Origin of the sequence: Streptomyces sp. NBC_00466 (assembly GCF_041433995.1) — a bacterium.
GTDB lineage: Bacteria > Actinomycetota > Actinomycetes > Streptomycetales > Streptomycetaceae > Streptomyces.
Window position 1 is genome coordinate 2,207,258 of the sequence record NZ_CP107896.1, and the last position, 18,764, is coordinate 2,226,021.

Genomic DNA, 18,764 nt, shown 5'->3' on the forward strand with positions numbered 1-18,764 from the left:
GGGGGTGGAGGGCGGTATGCGTATCGAGCGACTCTACGCGCATAGAGAGATCAGGGAGAAGGGGGCCGTGGCCCTCCCGCGGCTGCGGGAGGGCCAAGGTCCCCTCAGGGTCGGTCAGTTCAGATGCTGCGGGCCGAACGCCTGCGGCAGCATCTCGGAGAGCGGCAGCACCCCGTCGGGGGTTTCGAGCAGCAGCTCGGGCCCGCCGAACTCGTACAGCAGCTGACGGCAGCGCCCGCACGGCACGAGCACCGCGCCGGCGCCGTCGACACAGGTGAAGTGGGTCAGCCGGCCCCCGCCGGTCGCCTGGAGCTGCGAGACCAGACCGCACTCGGCGCACAGCCCGATGCCGTACGAGGCGTTCTCGACGTTGCAGCCGACGACCGTACGCCCGTCGTCCACCAGGGCCGCGACCCCGACGGGATACTTCGAGTACGGCGCGTACGCATGGGACATCGCGCCGCGCGCGGCCTCCCGCAGCACGTCCCAGTCGACCTGTGTCACTTGCCCTGGCCCTTCCGGTAGCGCATACCGTCCGCCTTGGGCATCCGCAGCCGCTGCGCGGAGAGCGAGAGCACCAGCAGGGTCACCACATACGGGGTGGCGCCCACGAAGTCGGACGGGACATCGTCGGTCAACAGGTACCAGACCAGGATGAGTACGGCCATGACCGCGCTGATCGTGCCCTGCAGCACGGACTTTCGGTAGAGCTTCCACCCCGCGAGCAGTACCAGCAGCACCACGATGAGCAGCAGCAGCGCGTGGACGGTCTCGCCGCCGTTGCGCAGCTGGAGCGCGTCGGAGAAGCCGAACAGGCCCGCGCCCATGGCGAGTCCGCCGGGACGCCAGTTGCCGAAGATCATCGCGGCGAGGCCGATGTAGCCGCGGCCGCCGGTCTGATTCTCCAGGTAGATGTGGGTGGGCACCATCGCCAGGAAGGCGCCGCCGAGCCCGGCCAGACCGCCGGAGATGGCGACCGCCGCGTACTTGTACGTGTAGACGTTGACGCCGAGCGACTCGGCGGCGATCGGGTTCTCGCCGCAGGAACGCAGCCGGAGCCCGAAGGCGGTCTTCCACAGCACCCACCAGGTGCCGATGAAGAGCAGCACGGCCAGGATCGTCAGCACCGACACGTCGGTGACCAGTCCGCCGAGGACGCCGGCCAGGTCGGAGACGAAGAACCAATGGTGCTTCTCGACGGAGGAAAGCCCGTCCGAGAGCCCCGGAATGGTGACGCTGGGCATCGAGTCGACGGGCGGTGACTGCTTCGGGTTGCCGCCCGCGGCCAACGCGGCGCCGTGATTGAAGAAGATCTTGGCGAGGTACTGGGTGATGCCCAGCGCGAGCAGGTTGACCGCCACACCAGAGACGATGTGGTCGACACCGAAGGTGATGGTGGCGATCCCGTGGATCAGCCCGCCGAGCATGCCGAAGGTGATGCCCGCGAGCAGCCCGAACCAGGGGCTGGACTGCCAGCCGATCCAGCCGGCCCCGAAGGTACCGAGGATCATCATGCCTTCGAGGCCGATGTTGACCACACCTGCCCGCTCGGACCAGAGACCGGCCAGACCGGCGAGGCCGATCGGTACGGCGAGCCCGAGCGAGGCGCTGATCTGCCCCTCGGAGGTCAACTGGTCCGCGCCGGTGACGATCCGGACCAGCGAGAGCAGGGCCAGGGCGCCCGCGACGATCAGCAGGATCCTGGGGAGCGAGAGCCGGGAACGGCCGGACTTGGTGTTCGCCGCCTTGGGAGCCGCTGGCGGCGGAGTCTCGGTCATGGTCGCGGTCATGCCGTCACCTCCTGCTGGTTCGAGTGGGCGGCGGCCTGCGCGGCGAGTTCGGCGCCGACCTTCTGCTGCTGGCGCTTGAGTCCGTAGCGGCGCACGACCTCGTAGGCGATGACGACGCACAGGACGATGACGCCCTGGATCACGCCGAGGATCTCCTTGTCGTACCCCATGAACTCAAGGTGGTTGGTGGTGCGTTCCAGGAAGCCCCAGAGGAGCGCGCCGAGCGCGATGCCGACCGGGTGGTTGCGGCCCAGGAGCGCGATGGCGATGCCGGTGAAGCCGATGCCCAGCGGGAAGTCGTTGCTGTACATGTGGCTGTCGTTGAGCAGCGTCGGCATACCGATCAGACCGGCCATCGCACCAGAGATGATCATGCTGGTGGCGACCATCTTCTTGACGCTGACACCGCTCGCGGAGGCCGCGGACTCGGACTGGCCGACGGCCCGCAGGTCGAAGCCGAACCGGGTACGGCCCAGCACGAACCAGTACGCCACACCGGCCAGCACGGCGATGAAGATGAAGCCCCAGAGCATTCCGGCCGGGCCTGTGTTGATGGAGAAGAACCAGGAGGACTCGGGCAGGGGCTTGGTGGAGACGAGCGTGCCCGCGTCGTCGAGCTGGCCGAGCCGGCCCGGCTGCATCAGATAGGCGATGACCGCGGTGGCGATCGAGTTCAGCATGATCGTCGAGATGACCTCGCTGACGCCTCGTGTCACCTTCAGTACGCCCGCGATACCGGCCCACATCGCACCGACCAGCATGGCCGTGACGATCATCAGCGGGACCGAGACGATGCCGGGCAGCGTCAGTGCGCCGCCTACGACTGCGGCGAAGAAGGCGGCCATCCGGTACTGGCCGTCGACGCCGATGTTGAACAGGTTCATCCGGAAGCCGACGGCCACCGCGATACCCGCGAGGTAGTACGTCGTCGCCTTGTTGAGGATGTAGATCTGGCTGTCGCTGGCCGAGCCGTACGTCAGCATGTCGCTGAACGCGGACAGCGGGTTCTTGCCGGTGGCCAGGATGACCAGCGCGGTGACGACGAGTGCCGCCACCACCGCGAGCAGGGGGGCCGCTATCGCGAGGATCAGCCGCTCCCGGTCGATACGCGAGGTGTACTTCTTCATCGGTCCTCTCCCCCAGCTTCGCCGCCGGCGGTGTCCGGGGTCTCAGGGGTCTCCGGGGTCTTGCGGGGCTCCGGGATCACCAGGGCCTTCCGGCCGCCCGGGGCTTTCGCCGTGTCCGGTGCGGCGTTCTCGCCGTGCTCCAGGTGCCCGGTCGCGGCGCCCGTCATCGCGGAGCCGAGTTCCTCGGGGGTGATCGTGGCGGGGTCCGCGTCGGCGACGAGCCGGCCGCGGTACATCACCCGCAGGGTGTCGGACAGGCCGATCAGCTCGTCCAGGTCGGCGGAGATCAGCAGGACGGCCAGCCCTTCGCGGCGGGCCTCCTTGATCTGGTCCCAGATCTGCGCCTGCGCGCCGACGTCCACGCCCCGGGTGGGGTGCGCGGCGATCAGCAGCTTGGGACGGTGGCTCATCTCGCGGCCGACGATCAGCTTCTGCTGGTTGCCGCCGGAGAGGGAGGCCGCGGTGACGTCGATACCGGGCGTGCGCACGTCGTAGTCCGCGATGATCCGCTCGGTGTCGGCGCGGGCCGCCTTGGCGTCGATCAGCCCGCGGCGGGAGTTGGGCCGCTCGGTGACATGGCCGAGGATCCGGTTCTCCCAGAGCGGGGCCTCCAGGAGCAGGCCGTGCCGGTGGCGGTCCTCGGGGATGTAACCGACGCCGCTCTCGCGGCGCTTGCGGGTGGGCGCGTGCGAGATGTCGGTGGTGTCGAGCGTGATGACACCGCCGTCGGGGTCGCGCATCCCCATGATCGCCTCGACGAGTTCGGCCTGGCCGTTGCCCTCCACGCCCGCGATGCCCAGGACTTCGCCCTGGTGGATGGTGAAGGAGATCCCGGAGAGCACCTCCCGTACGACACCGTCGGTGTCGACCGCGGTGAGCTTCAGTCCGTCGAGGGTGAGCATCGGCGCGTCGGTGACCGTCGACTCACGGGTCTCGGGCGAGGGCAGCTCGCTGCCGACCATCAGCTCGGCCAGCTGCTTCGACGTGGTGGTCGCCGGGTCGGCGGTGCCCACGGTCGTGCCGCGCCGGATGACAGTGATCTCGTCGGCGACGGAGAGCACTTCACCGAGCTTGTGGGAGATGAAGATGACCGTCAGGCCCTCGGACTTGAGCTCGCGCAGGTTGTCGAAGAGCGCGTCGACCTCCTGCGGGACCAGGACCGCGGTCGGCTCGTCGAGGATGAGCGTGCGGGCGCCGCGGTAGAGGACCTTGAGGATCTCCACGCGCTGGCGGTCGGCGACGCCGAGGTTCTCGACGAGGACGTCCGGGCGGACGCCCAGGCCGTACGCGTCCGAGATCTCCCGGATCTTGTTGCGGGCCTTGGTGCCGATCCCGTACAGCTTCTCGCCGCCGAGGACCACGTTCTCCAGGACCGTCAGGTTGTCGGCGAGCATGAAGTGCTGGTGCACCATGCCGATGCCCCGGGCGATGGCGTCGGCGGGGCTGGCGAACACGGCCTGGTCGCCGTCGATGGCGATGGTGCCCTCGTCCGGCTTCTGCATGCCGTAGAGGATCTTCATCAGGGTCGACTTGCCGGCCCCGTTCTCACCGCACAGCGCGTGCACGGTGCCCTTGCGGACGGTGATGTCGATGTCGCGGTTGGCGACGACACCGGGGAATCGTTTGGTGATGCCGCGCAGTTCGACGGCGGGAGGGCTGGACGCGTTGATGGCGCACTCTCCTCGGGAGAAGGAGCGGTGGAGGGTCCCGGCGGACGCGGGCCGGGGATGCGGTGAGACGCTAGCGGGTCAACTACGCGCTACACGCGTAGAGTTGACACATTGTTATGGGCCCGGCGGGAGGGACGCAACCCTCGCACCGGGCCCCGGGTCCTGCGTTTGGATCAGGCCGGATCAGGGGGTCGTCTTGACCTTGACCTTGCCGTCCACGATCTTCTTCTTCGCGGCGTCGAGCTGGGGCTTGATGTCGTCGATGAAGCCACCGCTGGTGGCCAGCGAGACACCGCCCTCAGCGAGCGAGTAGGCGTGCGTACCGGTCATCGGCTTGCCGGCCCGGACCGACTTGACCAGGTCGTAGACGCCGATGTCGACGTTCTTGACGACGGAGGTCAGGATCGAGGACTTGTACTTCGCCAGCGAGGCGATGTTGTACTGGTCCGAGTCGACGCCGATCGCCCAGGCGCCCTTCTTGCCGTTGACGGCCTCGATGGCACCGTTGCCGGAGGAACCCGCCGCCGAGTAGACGACGTCCGCGCCCTTGTCGAGCATCCCCTGCGCGGCTTCCTTGCCCTTGTCGGGGCTGGCGAAGCCGGAGGTGTCCGAGCCGTGGCTGAGGTACTGCCGGTCGATCTTGATCTTGCTGTTGGTGTCCTGGACGCCCTGGACGAAGCCCGCCTCGAACTTCTTGATCAGCGGGACGTCCACACCGCCGATGAAGCCGACGTGGTGCGTCTTGGACTTCAGGGCCGCGGCGACACCGGCGAGGTAGGAGCCCTCCTGCTCGGTGAAGACGATGTTGTCGACGTTCTTGGCGTCGACGACCGAGTCCACGATGCCGAAGGTGACCTTCGGGTACTTCGCGGCGACCTGCTTCGTCGAGTTCGCGTAGGCGTAACCGATGCCGACGATCGGGTTGTAGCCGGCGTCCGCGAGGTCGGTGAGCCGCTGGATGCGGTCGGCCTCGGTGTCGGTGGTCTTCGCGGTCAGTTCCTTGACGCTGCCGCCGAACTGCTTCTTCGCCTTGTCGATTCCGCGGGCCGCGGAGTCGTTGAAGGAGTGGTCGCCGCGGCCACCGACGTCGTACGCGACGCCGACCTTGACACCGTTGGAGGACCCGGACGACGAAGACTTGGAGTCTTCCTGCTGGGTCGATGTGCTGCCACAGGCGGAGACGGAGAGAGCGAGAGCAGCGGTGGCTATGCCAGACGCAGCGATCTTGGTTACCCGGCGCAAGAGGAGGTCCCTTCAAACCAAACCTGGAGCGCCTCTTCCGGCGCTGGTTTTCGCGAGGATCGTAACGCGCGTAGATGTCAGGTAAAGGCCCGTTCGGAACCTGTTATCGGATCGACGCGAACGAGGTCGGGCCTGTCCGGTTACCTGTCCGCCTACAGTCGGTGTCCATCCAGCAACGCGGCCGCGGTGAACAGCTCCACGCCGACCTCGATCGACGCCTCGTCGGGGTCGAAGTCCCCCCGGTGCAGGTCGCCTCGTGCGCTGTCGCCGGGAGTCCGCACACCGAGCCTGGCCATCGCGCCGGGCACCTGCTCCAGATACCAGGAGAAGTCCTCGCCGCCCAGGCTCTGCTCGGTGTCCTCGATCGCGTGCGGTCCGCGGCGCGCGGTCATGGCGTCGCGCAGCAGCTCGGTCATGGCGCTGTCATTGACGACGGGCGGCACCCCGCGTACGTAGTTGATCACCGACTTGGCCCGGTACAGGTCGGCCACCTCAGCGATGGCCCCGTGCACCAGATCGGGGGCGGCCCGCCAGGCGTCCAGGTCCAGGCAGCGCACGGTGCCGGAGAGTTCGGCGTGCTGCGGAATGACGTTGCAGGCGTGGCCGGCCTCGATCCGCCCCCAGGTCACGGCGAGCCCCGCCCGGGCGTCGACCCGGCGGGCCAGCAGTGCGGGCACTTCGGACACGACCTTGGCGGCGGCGGTCACCAGATCGGTGGTGAGGTGGGGGCGCGCGGTGTGCCCGCCGGGCCCGTCCAGGATGACTTCGAGCCGGTCGCAGGCGGACGTGATGGCCCCGGTCCGCAGCCCGACCCGCCCGGCGTCGACCTTGGGGTCGCAGTGCACGGCGAGGATCCGGCCGACCCCTTCGAGCACGCCGGCCTCGATGGCGTCGGGGGCGCCGCCCGGGAGCACTTCCTCGGCGGGCTGGAAGATCAGCCGTACGGGGTGCGGCAGCTGACCGGCACGGTGCAGCCGGGCGAGCACCAGACCGGCGCCGAGCACCACGGTGGTGTGCACGTCGTGCCCACAGGCGTGCGCCATCCCGGGCACGGTGGAGCGGTAGTCGCAGTCGGTCTTGGTGTCGGGGATGGGCAGCGCGTCGATGTCGGCGCGGAGGGCGAGCATGGAGCGGGGAGAGGAGGCACCGTGAGCCCCACCGGCCCCACCAGCCTCGTCAATGCCGCCGATCGCATCGCCGGCGTCGATACCGATGTCGCAGATGAGACCGGTCCCGGTGCTGAGTACGCGGGGCGCGAGCCCGGCCAGTTCCAGCCGCGCCTTGAGGGCGGCGGTGGTACGGAACTCCTGGTTCCCCAGCTCCGGGTGCCGGTGCAGATCACGCCGGAAGGCGATCAGTTCGGCACGGAGGTCGGCGGACAGCACACCGGGCAGAGCCGCACCGGCCGCACCGGCAAGGACGGGGACCCCGGCACCACCGCTTCCGCTGGCATCACTGGCGCCGTCGGCGTCACCGGGCTGGTCGGCATCGGACTCACGGGACATCAACTGGTTCACCTGTTCAAGGTTAGGCCCCTTCACCACTCAACTAACCATCGATCAACAAAAGTTCAGCCTCTTAGGCGAAAGAATCCCGGCGTGGCGGGCTTGGAGCGCCGGTTTGGTGGGTATTGCAATGGGCCGCTGCGGCGAGCGGGGCGTGCGACCCGCCCGCTCCCGGGCGTCACGCACGACAGTGGGCCATGCCGGGCGGCTGCGGGCCGGTCCATAGGCTGGCGGCGAGGCGGGTCCCGTACGCGGGGTCCGCGAACGCGAGCCGGGACACGACCGGGTGCAGACATGAGGTGGCTGAACGTGACGAATCCGGTGCCGGACGTGGAAGCGAAGGGCAGGCGGCGGACCACGCTGCTGCTCGGCGTGGCGGGGATCGCGTACGCCCTCGACCTCGGCAGCAAACTGGCCGTGGTCGCGAAGCTGGAGAACCACGCCCCCGTGCGGGTCTTCGGCGACTGGCTGGAGCTGAGCGCGATGCGCAATCCCGGCGCGGCCTTCGGCATCGGCGGGGCGACGACCATCCTGTTCACGGTGATCGCCATGGCCATCGCGCTGGTGATCATCCGTATGGCGCGAAGACTGTACAGCGGGCCCTGGGCGGTCGCGCTGGGGCTGCTGCTCGGCGGTGCGCTCGGCAACCTGACGGACCGCCTCTTCCGTTCCCCGGGCGGCCTTCAGGGGGCGGTCGTCGACTTCATCGCGGTCCGCGATTTCAGCGTGATGAATCTCGCCGACTGGGCGATCTCCTGCGGGGGCGCCCTGATGATGATCCTGGCGTTCCGCGGCCAGGGGCTGGAGGGGGCCGTCACCGGCAGCGGGCAGCAGCCGGAAGCCGACTGACGGTGACAGCCTCAGCCCGACGGCGCCGGACAGCAGGGGTGTCGAGCTCAGCCGTCCGACCCGTCCGCGTCGACGGACACTGCCAATCGCGCACCTCGGCTCTCCGCGACGCGCACCGCGTCGGTCAGGGCCTCGGTCAGCCGGGCGGACAGAAACCGGAGCTGCCCGGCATCGGCACGGGGATCACCGAGCAACGCATGGGCGTGGCCAAGGAGTTGGGTCCCCATCCCCAGCTGTACGGACTCGACCTGATCGGCGACGCGAGACACGTAACCGCCGTGGTCATCCGTGAGCAGATAACAAGGCTTGCCTTCGGGACCGCCCCAGGGAAGCAGACGGGTGGTGGCATTCTTACCCATCACGCCCCCTGCCGGCCGGGGCGGCCATACGCCTTCTCCGGAAGCTGCAGACGTCTCGACGACTCTTCGAAGATACGGGCGATAGGGTGCGGCATGTCGACCTGCTTTCGTCAGGTTGGCCATGCCCCCGGGCCGTCTGAAGCAGTCGCGGGGGTCTTCGGCTGTTGAGCGAAACCCGACCGTAAGCCCCCTGCGCCAGCGGATGGGGCAGAGTCTCTGCCCCATCCGCTCCATCGCCTCAGGCAGCAGTCAGTACGCCAACCTTGACGGCCAGTTCACTTGCCCTGCGCCTCCGTTGCGGACTCTTCGACTCAATCTCCTCCAGGAGGATCCGGCGCGCGTATCCGTTGTAGCGGATGGTTTCCGGCGCTGACTCGTACGCCTTGTCCAGAGCTGCCAAAGCGGCACCGGCCTGCCCGTCGAGCTGGTAACCGCGCGCCTCCTCGATACGGTGCCGGGCGCGCCGGGGCCGGGAGGGAATGGACATCGCATCGGCCGCGTTGACCTGCCGCACGCTCTCTCCCCCCGCATGCAGCTCGACCGCGATGGTGACGGCGTGCGCCCCCATGATCGTGCGGGAGAAGGACGTCACCGGGTGGTAGTAGTCGGCGGGCAGCCGCCCGGCCTTGGCGCGTGCCCGGTCCCAGTGCCCCCATGCCGCGCCTGTGTCGCCCCGCCGGGCTGCCGTGTACCCAGCCTCGAACTGAAGCGCCCCGGCGATGGCCAATACTTCGCTTCCGGAGTCCGGGAGCAGTGGACGCAGGTAGCGGAGCGTCTCCACGGTGATCGCGTCGGCGGCTTCGAAATGCGCCGGCCCGCTGTCGCGATGGGCTTGGGCGGCTAGCCAGGCTGCCACTCCCAGTGTGTGCGGGTCCTCGGACTCCTGGGCCGCGACGAGGCTCCGCTCGACCACCCGCCACAGCAGCGAGGCATCCGGCTGGTAGGCGATGAAGAACTGGCTGAGGCTGTACGTCTGCGAGAGCAGCGACTGGGCGACCCTGCGATCCGCCCCGGAATTCGCCTGCCGGGCGGCGAGTTGAGCGTCGCGGATCATCCCTGGCAGCAGAGCTCCGATCACATCGCGGTGGTCGGGCGCCGAGTGCCGCGCCTGCCAAGCGCGCGCGAGTCGCGCTCTCAGGTGTGCCGCCGACGGGGCCTCGCGCTCCTCTCCGATCAACGGGTACGTATCGATAGCGGCCCGCACCTGGGGAAGCCGCGCGTGCCCCGGTCCGGCGAACAGGCTGACGCCCGGACTCTGGTCACCGGTCAGATCGGAGAGCGCCCTCACCCGGAGGGCCTCCGCGATCCGCAGCACCATGGGGAGCTTGGGCATCTGGAGCTGCCCGCCCTCCACCTGCTTGACCCAGCTCGGAGACTTGCCGACGAGCCCGGCCAGCACGGTCCGGCTCATCCCTCTCCGCACGCGGAGCACTTGCATCCGCTGGCCGAAGGCGATCGGTTCGATGGACGGATCGGGGGTGACACCTGGCGGCATGGTCGTAGCCCTCCCTGGACAGCCCATATCTCCGCCAGCGTACGGTCCGCTGCCCGTGTCAGGCGATGGTCGGAGAATTCCCCCGGCCTCACGCCCCCATTGATGGCATTGGTGGGAAGGAGATCACCCGTTCACCGCCGGCCACCGCACCAACACGGTGTCCGCTGCCCGGTCGAACTTGCTCTGCCAGTACGGCCGATTCGAGAGCAGCATGACGAGAAGGGGCACCCCGATCACGACATTGGCGACCGGGATCACCGTGGCCAGGCACAGCGCGGCCTCCCTGACCGCGGCTGCCCGACGAGTGAGCGGCACCGTTCCATCGGTCCACAGCGGGAGAACCCTCAGCCCGCACAACCGCTTGCCCAGCGAACAGCCCCAGCGATGCACCACTCGTACATGAATGCGTACCGTCACCACGGGCACCCCCACCAGCAACAAGACGGAGAGCAGAAATGCCGCCCCGTCCGGAGCCTCCGGATCGACCACATCGAAGGCCACGGCAGCCACCGTGCACAGCGCGGCGGCGAACGCCGTCAGTACAACGAGGTCGATCAGCCGCGCCGCGATCCGCCGAAGCGGCCCCGCCAGCACCAGCACGCCGGGGCCAGTCGCTTCACCGCCCGCGATGTAGTGAACCGAGACCGCTTCCGGACGCGTACCAAAGAGCGCTGAATCCATCAATACCCCACCTAAGAACCCACTAAAATTACCAGAAAATCTCCGGCAGTTACCAGGTGATTGCTTGGCCCACGCTCTTACCGTCGGCCGGCCAGCCCGACCGCACACCACAAAACGTGCGAGTCCGCAGCGCCCGAGAGGAAGGCATAAACGGCGTGGAACTCGTCGCCATCAAGGAACTGTTGGGCCACACCCACATCGGTGTGATGCGACGGTGTACGCCCACGTCTGGCTCAGCCTCCTGCGCGACGCAATCGACCTCCTCGGACACGCCCTCCGCAACCCCGCCGAACCTGCCGCCCGGCCCGGCGGCGGCGACAAACCACCCGCTTTTGCAACACCCGTCCGCTGACGTTGCCGTCAACTACTTCCGTCAGACACCTGAGAGGACCCACCGGAGCACAATTCCGGCGGGTCCTCTGCACCGGAAAAGCGCCATCGGGACGCAGCCCGATAGGGCTTTCCGGATCTCGCAATCAGACTATTCGCGCGGCATCAGGAGAACCCCTTGGGCACCCTCGGCAGTGAGCCATTCCTCGTTTTCATGAAATTCCACGAGATCACGAATGGCACTCTGAACGCCCGGCTCGGCGGCCCGAATAGCCTCGGTGAAGCTATTCACCGCCATAGGGCTAGCGCGCGTCAGGATTAGCAGAATATTCCCACTTGCATCCTTCGGGATGGAGAGGAGTTCCCTGCTTGCCAGAGCCACTCCTGTGCCGAGATCCGCATGCGGGAATCTCCCCAGAGCTGCGTGCGCAGCTTGGTAGGCCCCGTAATCCTCGTCAGCCTTCAAAGAAGCCACGATCGCAGCAACACCTTCTGGCCCTTCTTTTCCCGTCACCGAGTCAGCAAGCTCGACGTATCGGTTCCAGCGGCGCTCAGCTTCACCCTCGGGAGCGACCTCATCGTCATCTTGCACGAGGTCACCACATTCCATGATCTCTAGTTTCCAGTCTGACGACACACGAGTCTCATTTCATTTCGTGCGAACTTACGGATTTCGCCCCGCAGTCCATTTTTGAAGGGCTTTATTCGAACTGAGGCCCATCCACATCTCCGTGATCGCCTCGTCATACTTACTGCCAAACCGGGAGCGAATGTCATTCACGTCCATCTGCATGGCCCCACGGAAATCTCCAGAGCCCATCAGCTCCTTCTGCCTCATGCGCCATGCCTGCGACTCAAGGGAGGATCCGGTGCTGTAAACGGCGCGATGGTCGGCGTAGTCCATCCGAATCGACGGCCCGCTGTACTTGCTGAGAGGGCTGGATGAATTTGCAGGGATGTGGTTAATCTCATTCCCAGCCCCTGCAGGCTGCAGATCTCCGTATTTCCCACCGTTCGCTCCACTATTGCAATTGTGAACCAGTACCGGCGTGGCCCCAGCCAGCACATAGTACGTATGCAGCTGCCGGACCGTGAGGTTGTACATGTCTGCCGCACCGACGCGTACAGCAACCGTCGCGACGAACACATGGCTGCCCGTAACTGTGTTCAGCGCGTGCCCTGCCACCAAGTGGCCCGCAGGCACCCAGCCGTGTGTGGTGTCGTCCCAGTAGGGGTGCTTGGACGTCGTGTGGAGAACAGCGGTACTGCCGTCCGCCCTGCGGATCGTCAGATCGACCAGGTCATCGTCGTGGTTGACCCATCGGGCTATAACCTCACGAGGGCCCTGGTGCTTTCCGGTGTTCGGATCGGCCGCTTCGACCTTGTCGCCGGACTTGATCTTCCCGATCGGCTTGGTCTTGCCGTCCTTCATCAGCACCCGTGTGGACGGGGTGAAGCTGCATGTGGTGCCCGATGAGGAACCGCTCTTGGGCGCCGCCTTGGATGCCCGCTCGCCGCCCTTCGCCGGCCCTGCCGTCGCCGTGTCCTCCGCTGCGGACGACGCTGCCGGTGCACCGGCCGATGTGGCTGCCTCTTCCTTGGCCGCCGTCTTCGAGGATGCCGCCGCGAGTCCATCGATGTCTCTGGCCGCTACGGCAGCCGTCACCCCGAGACTTCCCACGGTACCGACCGCGCCGAAGACACCGCCCATGATGGGCGCACCCACCTCCGCACCTGCGGTGACCCCCTCGGCCACACCGGTAAGCACGGCAGCGCAGACCACGGCAGCAGCCACGCAGCCGGCCACTGCGGCCACCACAACGACGGTTCCTATCGCCGCAGCCATCACCGGATGCTGCTGCACGTAGTGGTACGTCTTATGGACTACATGACTCACGTGGCACCTGAGAGACCACCCGCATCCATGATGGGTGGTGCCGCCTCCCCCGCCGGTGTCGCCACCGGCCATCCCGCCCCCGCCACTCGTGTACGCACCACCACCGGAGTTGTTGGACCAGTTGTTGCTCGTGCAGCTCGCCGAGTGGCTGGACCCGGCGCAGGCCCGGGAAGTGGACGGATCGTTCCCGTTGCCGGCGCCCGTGTACATCTGCAGCAGACCTGTGGGGTCCGATCCCGAGACGGGGTTGTCGGCCGCGTAGCTGTACCCGTTGATCTGCTGCGGGTCGGTGAGCTCCAAGATCGGGTCGAGCGAGACGAACCGGCCGATGGAGGGGTCGTACTCGCGAGCACCCAGATGAGTCAGGTCACTGGTGGTGTCCTGTACCCCGCCGACAAACCCCTTATCGCCGAACCATGTTCCCGTTGAGGGTTGTTGGCCTCGGGGATTACCGAAGGGGTCCATCCGGCGGAAGGTGGCAGCCTGCGTGGTGGAGTCCACCTGCGTCTCGGCCGTGCCGTGCCGGTCCGAAAGCTGCCACTGCAGTCCATCGCTGGTACGCGCGGCGATGGTCTGCCCCGCCCAGGAGTAGTAACGCGTGGCCTTCGTGCCGCCCGACTTGGCGAAACGGACCTCGGTGTCGCCCAGGAAGAGGGTGGTTCCGGTGCTGTCCTGGGATAGCAGACGGCTTCCATCGGCGTCGTACAGATAGGAGACAGAGGTGCCGTCGGCATTGGTGACCTTTGCCAGGTGCCCCTCGTCGTCCCAGTCGAGACTCTGCTTCTTTCCGTCCAGGGTGCGGGCGGTGGTGTTGCCCGACGAGTCGTAGATGTACGAGTCGTCAGTGGTGGCACCGTCCGCGTGGGTGGTCGTCGCCGAGGTCAGCGTGTGGGGCTGCTCCGCCTTGGCGGCCGGGTAGGTGTAGTCGGTGGTCGTATCCCCCGGACCACCGGGTCCCGAGACCGTCCCGGTGGTCGCGTGATCAACCTGCTTGGTTCGGTTACCCAGGTCGTCGTACGTGTACGACTGCCAGTACGCCGCCGGACCACCCAGGACTGCCGTGGACGGGTCGGACGCACAGGCGTCCGTCGCGGTCCATGCCTGAGCGAGCCGGGCGTGGCCGTCGTAGCGGAAGCACTGGACGTCGTCGCCGGCCGTGGAATGTGTGGCGATCTTGGTGGGGTTGCCCGCGTCGTCGTAGGTGTACGAGGTGTCCTGCACCGGCGCGGTCGCATTGTCGTCCGTGACCATCTGATCGCTCAGACGCCGGGTGCCGTCCTCGTACTTGTTGGTCACCTGGAGCCATTTGGCACTGTCCGAGGCAGAGACACCGAGGGTGAGCTGGGTGACGTCGCCCTGCTTGTTGTACGACGTGTTCTGGACGTACCCGGTTTTACCGGAAAGCGTGGTCGGCATACCGAGCTCGTTGTAGCGGTACGTCATCGACTCACTGGGCAGATCGCCTGCCGCCGGATCCGATGTGGTCTGGACCGTGCCGTCCAGGTTGTACCCGGTGCTCGACGTGTAGGTCCCCGCCAGCGACTCCTCGCCCGCCACGGACGGAACGACCGTACGCGTCGCTGTCGGCCGGGAGAGCTGGTCGTACGTCACGACCTGACTGATGTAGGCCTTGCCGCCGCTCCCCGAACCGCCCACGTAACGGACCGATGCGCTCGGCATGCCCTTGGCGATGGAGTCGAAGGTCCACTTGGTCAGCTGGTGGGCTGCATCCTGGGTGGTCCCGTCGTACATGCCGGTTTTGCGGCCCAGTTCGTCGTACGTGTAGCTCAGCGTCTTGGATCGCGAGTCCGTGGTCGAGGTCACCTGGTCCAGGTCGTCGTACTCCGTGCGGATCTTGCCCGCGTCAGGGTCGGTGGACGTGGCTTTCCGGCCCATCAGGTCGTACGTGTAGGACCAGGTGTTGCCGTCGGTGTCATGTACTTCGGACAGCCGGCTCTTGGCGTCGTACGTGTACTTGATGGAGCTGTAGGTGCCGGACGGGGCCCCGTTGTCGTACTGGCGGGTCTCGGTCGTCCTGCCGTCCGTGTCGGTCAGAGTGGTGGTCGCGATACCGCCCTTGGGCGGAGTGACTGTGGTGCGGTCGCCGCCATAGGCCGTCGACGTGGTCCACTTCTTGGTTCCGTTGGCGTAGAAGGTCGCGTCCGTGGATCGTCCCGCGCCGTCGAACGCCGTCAGCGTCTGGGAGGGAACAGCCGACGTGATGTTCGCCAGTGTGCCCGAGGCATCCGTGGCGTCGGAGTAGTCCGCGTCGCTCTCGACGGCCAGGCCCCGGCTGTCGTACTTCGTCTCGGCAATCACCCTCCCGCCCCCCGGTGCGGGCGTCTGGGTCTGACGGGGGCGCAGCATCGCGTCGTAGTCGGCGTAGGTGTAGTTGTACGTCGACCCGTCGTTCTTGAGTGTGCCGGTGGAGACCGACGAGGCGGCCTTGTTCGAGATCGTGTAGGTGTACACCATGCTCGCCGACTGCTTGCCGGCCTGGCTGCGGTTAGGCAGCCAGAGCCCCGTCAGGCGGCCGAGACCGTCGTAGGCGTAGTCGGTCCGCTTACCGTTGGGATCGACTGCGTTCATCGCAAGACCGCGAGCCGGGTCGTACTCCGTGGTGGTTGCGAATCCCTTGGCATCGGTCGTCACCGTCTTGGTGAGCGGCCCGCCGGTGGCCGGTGTGTAGGCAGTGGACGTCGTGTGTCCACCGGCGTCCTTCACCGACAGGATGCGACCCTGCGCGTCATACGCGCTGGTGGAGACGGTCTGGTACTGAGGTGTGGTTCCGCTGTACGAGCTGAGCCGCTGCGTGGAGGTTTCGTCCCCCTGAGTGGGGGCCGTCCCGTAGGCCTGGTTGTCGTACAGCGACCGGACGTCCGAGATGATGTCGTCCGGGCGGGAGGGTGTGGCACCGCAGGCGACATCAACGGTCTCGACCCGGATCGGGGCGCTCATCAGCCAGTCGGTCTTGTTGTCGGCGTACGTGGTGCGGGTGCACTGCTCATCGCCGGACGCCGCGTCATCACCGGCGTCGTCGACCGCGACGACCGCGCCCGTACTGTCGTCGTAGGTTGTTCTGACCGTGCTGGTGCGAGTGCCGCCCGCTGCCAGGTCGGTGCGGGTGTGCACCGCGGAGGGGCGGGTGTAGGTGGCCTGACGGGTGCCGTCGTCGCTGGTGGGGTGGATCCACTGATCCGTGATCGTGCCGCCCACCTCGGCAGACCCGTTGTACGTGATCGATTCCCGGGCCTGCCCGGCAAGCGGCTCGGAGTCGGTGACCGATGTACCGGTGGAATCCTTGATCTTGACGCTGCGCTTCGTACCGTCCGCCTGGTTGTCACCGTCCATACCGCGGAAGTAGGTCGCTGTCTCCTTCGTTCGGGTGGACTGCGCGTTGCCGGTCGTCGTGGTGACGCTCCCGTAGCCCCGCCACTGGGACCACGTCTTGCGCTTCGCCGGACTCGTGGTGTTGTCACTGTCGTAGTGCCACGCCGGGGAACCGTTGTAGGTGTAGTCGGTCTCCTTCAGCGGTGCGCCGCCTGTCGGATCGGACTCATTCACCTGGGTGACGACGTATTTGTGGAACCAGTCGAGTTGTGGATCGTTCGTGTACGGCGGCTGCCAGTAACTGGGGAAGCACCGCATCGTGTCCGCGTCCGGTGTAGTCGGCATGGTCTTGTCAGCCACGCACTGGGTGTCCGAGTAATTGACGGTCAGGACCGATCCGGTCTCCGATGTCACCGTGCGTACACGCCACTTGACCAGCGCAGCGATGTCATCGTGGCTCGTGTCCACCCGGTTGTAGAGCTGAACCCCGGCAAAGGTGACCGGCGGCATCACGACGTCGGCGCCGTCCTTGCCCGTACGGGTGATGGACTTCAGCCACAGTCCGGCCGACGTGCCGTCGCCGGGGTCGGGGAAGGACTGGTCGAGCGCCCAGGAGTCGGCGGGGCGGTAGGCAGGGGTCGCCAGGCTCGCGTCCCAGACCTGTGTGGAGATACCGGTGAGGCGTTTGCGGGAGAAGAAGGTCGGAGAGTTCACCGAGCAGGTCGCGCCCGACGCGCAGATCTGGTCGTACGGCACGTCCGGCCAGTCCTTGGCCGATGTCGCCGTCAGCGACGAGCACTTCTCCGAATCAGTCGTCAGACAGCGCTCGGACGTGGTGAAGACCACCTGGTCGGGGGCCTTGCCATACGCGCTGGCAGAGGAGAACCCGTAGTCGATGCGCTTGAGGTATCCACCCCGGGTGTACGCCGTGTCAGCCTTGCTGCCGCCGTTCTTGGCGTAGTAGTTGGTCTCCGGCGTATACCAGTACGACATGGCTCCGCCGTGGGCGTCGATCACGTAATCGAGATTCCAGCGCCATGCCTGGTTACAGGAACTGCCGGCGAAGTCACTCGCATGGCACGGCTCTCCGGAGTCATCACCGTAAACCGGAACGGTCCACGTGGAGTTGGTCTCTGCCGCGCCGGTGCTCCAGCCGGGAAGACGGTTCTTGCCGAAGACGTAACTGGTGCCGTCCTGAGTGGTGACCGTCCAGTATTCGCCGTCGTCGTCACCGTTGCTCGCGCCGGTGGAACGCACTACGCGCTCACCGTCGTCGTCCTTGGGGTGCCACTCACCCGAGGTCTTGTCCTTGATGAGCGGAGTGGCCTTGCCGCCCAGGATCAGCTCGGCGTTGTCCCCGCTCCAGCACTCGTCGTGCTTGCCGGGCTGGCCGTCGTCGTCACATGAGCCGTAGGAGCGCTCGATGTACGAAGAGGTGAGGTCGAATCCCTCACCGACCGTGGAGGGCTGGTTGTTGGTGGAGGGCAGACGACCGTCCACGCTCTGGGCCGAGTAGTTGATCGAGAGATTGGGAAGGGGGCCGCCCGACGAAGGGGGCGCGCTGATCGGATACGACCAGGTGAAGTCACCGCTGGAACCGCCGGCGCTCCAGGAGGCCGAGGGGCTCAGCGATGTCGCCGCGTAGGAGCCCGCACCCGATGACGGGGCAGCAGTGGCAGCGAAGACGGCGGCGAAGTTCCCCTTGGCATCGGCCTTTTCGGTGACCGGCACGGTGGCGGTGAGCGTCTGGTCCCGGACGTTGTTGTCGGTCTCGACCGGCTTCTCCGCACGGCACTTCTCGAGCTCGGGCGTGGTCAGGGCGCAGGGAGGCAGGCTCACCAGCGAGAGCCGGGAAGCGTAATCGCCTCCGTAGGCGTGCGCGAATCCGGAGTAATCGAGTGTCAGCCTGGTCCGTCCGGCCGTCTTCTTCCCGTCGGACCGTGCCAGCGACACCAGCGCACCCCGCACCCCTGCTGCCTGGGTCGCCGTGTGACCGGCGACGTGCACTGCCACGGACGTCGGCACGGATGCTGTCTGAGCGGAGCGGGTCTTAGCCGCGGCGGGTGCGCTGATCCTGATCGGCAGACTGCCCACACCGGTGGTCTTGGCGGAACCGCCGGCCAGCGTGGCCTTGGCCGCCGTCGGCCAGATAACCGGTTTCGTGACCTGGGATTCCGTGTGCTGGGCTGCCTGCTTGGCAGGGTCCTTCCGGGCAGCGGCCTTGCTCTTGAACGGCACGGCTGTGCCGTTCTTGGCTGCCGGCACACTGACGGTGTGATGCCCGTGCCGCTCCTGGGCCCAGGCTGCGGGATCCGTGCTGAGTCCTGTGGCGATCACCGCGATCGACGTACCTGTGATGATCCACCGCCGCGCCCCTCTCCACCGGCCCCGACCGGTCGAGGCCACCCCTGTGCCGCCCATGGCTGAACTCCGCATCCTGAAAATAGAGTCGCGGCTCACCGCGCGAGAACGTGACGGAAAGTGAATGA

General features: G+C 67.1%; 12 protein-coding genes. 1 reads left to right on the forward strand and 11 read right to left on the reverse strand.

Annotation, left to right across the window (positions count from 1 at the left end):
• Nucleotides 1-114: 114 nt before the first annotated feature.
• The 6 genes from OG210_RS09655 to OG210_RS09680 form a co-directional block, all read right to left on the reverse strand.
• The gene (locus tag OG210_RS09655) at nt 115-504 is read right to left on the reverse strand and encodes a cytidine deaminase (RefSeq protein WP_266641213.1); all 390 of its coding nucleotides are present in this window, start codon (nt 502-504) and stop codon (nt 115-117) included.
• Complete coding sequence (locus OG210_RS09660) at nt 501-1,790, reverse strand: ABC transporter permease (protein ID WP_328330484.1); 1,290 nt, start codon at nt 1,788-1,790, stop codon at nt 501-503. The genes OG210_RS09655 and OG210_RS09660 overlap by 4 nt, the downstream gene beginning before the upstream one ends.
• Complete coding sequence (locus OG210_RS09665) at nt 1,787-2,917, reverse strand: ABC transporter permease (protein WP_328330483.1); 1,131 nt, start codon at nt 2,915-2,917, stop codon at nt 1,787-1,789. The genes OG210_RS09660 and OG210_RS09665 overlap by 4 nt, the downstream gene beginning before the upstream one ends.
• Complete coding sequence (locus OG210_RS09670) at nt 2,914-4,587, reverse strand: ABC transporter ATP-binding protein (RefSeq protein ID WP_328335583.1); 1,674 nt, start codon at nt 4,585-4,587, stop codon at nt 2,914-2,916. The genes OG210_RS09665 and OG210_RS09670 overlap by 4 nt, the downstream gene beginning before the upstream one ends.
• Before the next feature lie 183 nt (nt 4,588-4,770).
• On the reverse strand, nt 4,771-5,829 hold the full coding sequence (locus tag OG210_RS09675) for a BMP family ABC transporter substrate-binding protein (RefSeq protein ID WP_328330481.1): 1,059 nt from the start codon (nt 5,827-5,829) through the stop codon (nt 4,771-4,773).
• Between the two features lie 152 nt (nt 5,830-5,981).
• Complete coding sequence (locus OG210_RS09680; protein WP_328335582.1) at nt 5,982-7,334, reverse strand: amidohydrolase; 1,353 nt, start codon at nt 7,332-7,334, stop codon at nt 5,982-5,984.
• Between the two features lie 294 nt (nt 7,335-7,628).
• Between OG210_RS09680 and lspA the strand changes: the two genes are divergently transcribed.
• Nucleotides 7,629-8,183, forward strand: coding sequence for a signal peptidase II (gene lspA / locus OG210_RS09685; RefSeq protein ID WP_371535805.1), 555 nt, complete (start codon nt 7,629-7,631; stop codon nt 8,181-8,183).
• A gap of 47 nt (nt 8,184-8,230) precedes the next feature.
• Here the strand turns inward: lspA and OG210_RS09690 are convergent, their stop codons facing one another.
• The 5 genes from OG210_RS09690 to OG210_RS09710 form a co-directional block, all read right to left on the reverse strand.
• Nucleotides 8,231-8,542, reverse strand: coding sequence for a hypothetical protein (locus tag OG210_RS09690; protein WP_328330477.1), 312 nt, complete (start codon nt 8,540-8,542; stop codon nt 8,231-8,233).
• A gap of 238 nt (nt 8,543-8,780) precedes the next feature.
• Nucleotides 8,781-10,037, reverse strand: a complete 1,257-nt coding sequence (locus OG210_RS09695; RefSeq protein WP_328330475.1) for a transcriptional regulator — start codon at nt 10,035-10,037, stop codon at nt 8,781-8,783.
• A gap of 123 nt (nt 10,038-10,160) precedes the next feature.
• Nucleotides 10,161-10,718, reverse strand: a complete 558-nt coding sequence (locus OG210_RS09700) for an RDD family protein (RefSeq protein ID WP_328330473.1) — start codon at nt 10,716-10,718, stop codon at nt 10,161-10,163.
• A gap of 481 nt (nt 10,719-11,199) precedes the next feature.
• The gene (locus tag OG210_RS09705; protein ID WP_328330471.1) at nt 11,200-11,685 is read right to left on the reverse strand and encodes a hypothetical protein; all 486 of its coding nucleotides are present in this window, start codon (nt 11,683-11,685) and stop codon (nt 11,200-11,202) included.
• A 27-nt stretch (nt 11,686-11,712) separates the two neighbouring features.
• On the reverse strand, nt 11,713-18,612 hold the full coding sequence (locus tag OG210_RS09710; protein ID WP_371535810.1) for a polymorphic toxin-type HINT domain-containing protein: 6,900 nt from the start codon (nt 18,610-18,612) through the stop codon (nt 11,713-11,715).
• Nucleotides 18,613-18,764: the final 152 nt, after the last annotated feature.

What these genes read in the sequence shown, in the direction of transcription:
- OG210_RS09660 (WP_328330484.1), bottom strand. Translation starts at nt 1,790, where the DNA reads ATGACCGCGACCATGACCGAGACTCCGCCGCCAGCGGCTCCCAAGGCG.
- OG210_RS09665 (WP_328330483.1), bottom strand. Translation starts at nt 2,917, where the DNA reads ATGAAGAAGTACACCTCGCGTATCGACCGGGAGCGGCTGATCCTCGCG.
- OG210_RS09680 (WP_328335582.1), bottom strand. Translation starts at nt 7,334, where the DNA reads ATGTCCCGTGAGTCCGATGCCGACCAGCCCGGTGACGCCGACGGCGCC.
- lspA (WP_371535805.1), top strand. Translation starts at nt 7,629, where the DNA reads ATGAGGTGGCTGAACGTGACGAATCCGGTGCCGGACGTGGAAGCGAAG.
- OG210_RS09690 (WP_328330477.1), bottom strand. Translation starts at nt 8,542, where the DNA reads ATGGGTAAGAATGCCACCACCCGTCTGCTTCCCTGGGGCGGTCCCGAA.
- OG210_RS09695 (WP_328330475.1), bottom strand. Translation starts at nt 10,037, where the DNA reads ATGCCGCCAGGTGTCACCCCCGATCCGTCCATCGAACCGATCGCCTTC.
- OG210_RS09700 (WP_328330473.1), bottom strand. Translation starts at nt 10,718, where the DNA reads ATGGATTCAGCGCTCTTTGGTACGCGTCCGGAAGCGGTCTCGGTTCAC.